Origin of the sequence: Paraliobacillus quinghaiensis (assembly GCF_003426025.1) — a bacterium.
GTDB classification, from domain to species: Bacteria; Bacillota; Bacilli; order Bacillales; family Amphibacillaceae; genus Paraliobacillus_A; species Paraliobacillus_A quinghaiensis.
In genome coordinates this window covers 1-1,513 of the sequence record NZ_QJSH01000060.1, presented here as the reverse complement: position 1 = coordinate 1,513, position 1,513 = coordinate 1, and the positions used below count along the sequence as shown (strand labels likewise).

The window sequence follows — 1,513 nt, the reverse complement described above, 5'->3', positions numbered from 1 at the left end:
AAAAGGTTACCTCACCGACTTCGGGTGTTGCCAACTCTCGTGGTGTGACGGGCGGTGTGTACAAGACCCGGGAACGTATTCACCGTGGCATGCTGATCCACGATTACTAGCGATTCCGGCTTCATGTAGGCGAGTTGCAGCCTACAATCCGAACTGAGAATGGTTTTATGGGATTTGCTTCACCTCGCGGCTTCGCTGCCCTTTGTACCATCCATTGTAGCACGTGTGTAGCCCAGGTCATAAGGGGCATGATGATTTGACGTCATCCCCACCTTCCTCCGGTTTGTCACCGGCAGTCACCTTAGAGTGCCCAACTTAATGCTGGCAACTAAGATCAAGGGTTGCGCTCGTTGCGGGACTTAACCCAACATCTCACGACACGAGCTGACGACAACCATGCACCACCTGTCACGCTGTCCCCGAAGGGAAAGTCCTATCTCTAGGATTGTCAGCGGATGTCAAGACCTGGTAAGGTTCTTCGCGTTGCTTCGAATTAAACCACATGCTCCACCGCTTGTGCGGGTCCCCGTCAATTCTTTTGAGTTTCAGCCTTGCGGCCGTACTCCCCAGGCGGAGTGCTTAATGCGTTAACTGCAGCACTAAGGGGCGGAAACCCCCTAACACCTAGCACTCATCGTTTACGGCGTGGACTACCAGGGTATCTAATCCTGTTCGCTCCCCACGCTTTCGCGCCTCAGCGTCAGTTACAGACCAGAGAGTCGCCTTCGCCACTGGTGTTCCTCCACATATCTACGCATTTCACCGCTACACGTGGAATTCCACTCTCCTCTTCTGTACTCAAGTTCTCCAGTTTCCAATGACCGCTTGTGGTTGAGCCACAAGATTTCACATCAGACTTAAAAAACCGCCTGCGCGCGCTTTACGCCCAATAATTCCGGACAACGCTTGCCCCCTACGTATTACCGCGGCTGCTGGCACGTAGTTAGCCGGGGCTTCCTCGTTAGGTACCGTCAAGGTACCGCCCTATTTGAACGGTACTTGTTCTTCCCTAACAACAGAACTTTACGATCCGAAAACCTTCATCGTTCACGCGGCGTTGCTCCGTCAGACTTTCGTCCATTGCGGAAGATTCCCTACTGCTGCCTCCCGTAGGAGTCTGGGCCGTGTCTCAGTCCCAGTGTGGCCGATCACCCTCTCAGGTCGGCTACGCATCGTCGCCTTGGTAGGCCATTACCCTACCAACTAGCTAATGCGCCGCGGGCCCATCTGTAAGTGACAGCTCCGAAAAGCCGCCTTTCAACTTCTCCTTAGGTAAAGAAAAGTGTTATCCGGTATTAGCTCACGTTTCCGCGAGTTATCCCAGTCTTACAGGCAGGTTGCCCACGTGTTACTCACCCGTCCGCCGCTCGTTCCACAAGAATCACCCCGAAGGGGTCATCTTGCTTCCCGCGCTCGACTTGCATGTATTAGGCACGCCGCCAGCGTTCGTCCTGAGCCAAGATCAAACTCTCCATAAAATGCGAGCTTGGTTGCTCATTTAAAATACTAGCTT

Annotated in this window: 1 rRNA gene; it reads right to left on the bottom strand. The window is 53.5% G+C overall.

The features are described 5' to 3' along the window. Window positions 1-1,478, bottom strand: a 16S ribosomal RNA gene (locus tag D2K40_RS16155); the annotation flags it as partial. Window positions 1,479-1,513 lie beyond the last annotated feature (35 nt).